2 protein-coding genes and 2 pseudogenes are annotated in these 2,349 nt (G+C 38.7%); 2 read left to right on the forward strand and 2 right to left on the reverse strand.

Annotated features, from left to right (window positions below; translation table 11 throughout):
• Both ACO0K1_RS19970 and ACO0K1_RS19975 read left to right on the forward strand, forming a co-directional pair.
• Window positions 1-118: pseudogene (locus ACO0K1_RS19970) on the forward strand (IS30 family transposase); the annotation flags it as partial.
• A 499-nt stretch (window positions 119-617) separates the two neighbouring features.
• Window positions 618-1,445: a hypothetical protein gene (locus ACO0K1_RS19975; RefSeq protein ID WP_423028933.1), complete on the forward strand. Its 828-nt coding sequence runs from the start codon at window positions 618-620 to the stop codon at window positions 1,443-1,445.
• Window positions 1,446-1,753: 308 nt separating this feature from the next.
• Here the strand turns inward: ACO0K1_RS19975 and ACO0K1_RS19980 are convergent, their stop codons facing one another.
• Together ACO0K1_RS19980 and ACO0K1_RS19985 are read right to left on the reverse strand one after the other, a co-directional pair.
• Window positions 1,754-2,152, reverse strand: coding sequence for a hypothetical protein (locus ACO0K1_RS19980; RefSeq protein WP_423028935.1), 399 nt, complete (start codon window positions 2,150-2,152; stop codon window positions 1,754-1,756).
• Window positions 2,153-2,231: 79 nt separating this feature from the next.
• A pseudogene (locus ACO0K1_RS19985) lies at window positions 2,232-2,349 on the reverse strand (IS30 family transposase); the annotation flags it as partial.

Genomic DNA, 2,349 nt, shown 5'->3' on the forward strand with positions numbered 1-2,349 from the left:
TACACAACAGGAGATTGATCACGCCATGAATAGACTGAATAATCGACCAAGAAAAAGATTAGGATACCTTACACCCAATCAGGTATTCTTCAAAAATACGCTTGCACTTCAAAATTGAACTCGCGCAATGAATATACTTCAATACGAATCAAAAATCTGGGTTACTGCTGACTTACTGCGTGGCTGCGGCATTATAAGTGCCGTATTAAGTGCATGTCACCTAAAAATATAGTAAAAAAATTCATGGCTTTATAGAATCCTTACATCAGAAAAAGTAAAAAAATCCCAAAAGAAAATTCTGAATTGGAGTCACTGCGAGATTGGTTACTTCCCTTTCTTATGAATGGACAAGTGATAGTGAAATAATGAATATCCAGTTTAGGGTTCTGGTGCCTTTAAATGCAATCTGGCGGACAAATTTTGTCTGCAATAATTTTCCCAAATAGTTGTTCTGAAAACGCAATTTTTTCCTTTTGTTCAGAGGTTCAAAGCCATGCTGGTGAGGCACGGGTATTAATTGATTTTTCTCAAATGGGCAGAATTGAGCCATTTGCAATGGTGTATGTGGCAAAACATATACGGGATTTCAATAGATCCAATGTCGAGACTACAGTGGCTTGCAATGGATATCAAAAAAAGATTATGCAGCAAATATGGCTTTTTTTAGAGCGTTTGGTTTAAAGCATGGGAGAGAGCCAAACTGCATAGATGGAAATGAACGGTTCGTTCCATACACAATCTTGCGAAGACAAACTATTATTGACGAAGCTAGAAAAGATTGGGAAGTTGAGCAAGAAATTATTGAAAGACGTGCTGGACATTTGGCAAAAATATTAGCCCAGGAAGAAGCTGGAAACTTGGTAGACGCATTGACGTTTTCTATAAGAGAAATCATGCGAAATGTACTCGAGCATAGTCAAGCTAAGGCCATTGAATATTGTGCTCAATTTTGGCCAACCTATAATAAGGTTGAGATAGTTATTGTCGACGGTGGAATTGGCCTTAAAGAATCGCTGAAATTGAATCCGTTCATTCAAGTAGAATCAGATTCCGACGCAATTCAACAAGCTTTAATGCCAGCTATATCAAGTAAAAATTATGAAGGTATTCGTATAGACCGAAACGATCCTTGGCACAACTCTGGCTTTGGTCTTTATATGAGTAGCCGAATATGTCGTCTTGGCGGATCATTTCTCATATGCAGCGGAGATCATGGAATCTCACTTAATGCCGATGGAAAGACACATATTGAACTTGGACATAGGTTCAAAGGCACCGCGGTGAGAATGGTTCTGAACACTAATAAGTTGACGGAGTTAAGCGGAATGCTTGCAAAATTTAGGACTGAAGGTTACGAAATCGCCAAAGAGATAAAAGGGGTAGGTATGTACAATGCGTCGGCGGCATCTCAAATGCTCTCGCGTGATTTTTCGAAAAACGGCTAACACGTTATAAATCAGATTTTATTTGACGTTTCAACAGTTATTTATTGTACGGACATATCGGACACACAGACCTACATATAAAAATCATTGCACTTGGTCTATGTGTCCGACCAGTCCATCCTATTGAAGACTTTCTTTGAAAATTATTGTTGAGACCAGATAAAAATCAGTCTTTTACTCAATGCTATGTTTCATTTTTTTGTAAAAACCGACTGCTTTAAAATTAGGAATATGATTTTCCCAAAACATAATCGGTCTTTTAGTGTGAGCTAGCTAATGTACATTCCAATGTTTACACTTTATATTGATCAGCTCTTCAAAGGAATACCACCCATAGCAGCTAGTTTTGGCTGAGCACCTAAGATATGGCGAAGATCATCTCTGAGCAGCAATGCGTAAATCAGTCCTATTCCCCACAAAGGAATCAACACTACGCAAATGAACACGACAGTTTTGCTTCGTTTCCAGTAATACAATTTTCTATCTTGTAGCTTGACGCCAATAATCCGATTGCCAATCAAATACAAAGTGACTTCACGTCCGAGACCCCGCTCAATGAAATCATTCAGACTTCGTGCGGTTCTCAGTTTTTGCAAAATCTGATCACCAATTTCTATTGTGTCGTAATGGGTAAATGATTTGCCGATTTGATTGACACTAGATGTGCCACTACCTAACATGTTTAGAACACCTGTTACTTCACGCACGGTTTTATCCTTTTCATTATTTATAGCCGGACAGAATTGATGAATCTATGCGGGGCTATCGGTAAAACTGATGGCGGATTCAATTTCGAAGTGCAACCACATGTTGATGCGATTGTAACTGCTTCATAAATACTTGGTGCGGCGTTTTGAAGCCGAGACATTTTCTGGGACGATGATTTAAGCTGTTCATCGCCCAT

Origin of the sequence: Undibacterium sp. SXout20W, from assembly GCF_049340285.1 — a bacterium.
In the GTDB taxonomy this organism is placed as follows: Bacteria; Pseudomonadota; Gammaproteobacteria; order Burkholderiales; family Burkholderiaceae_D; genus Undibacterium.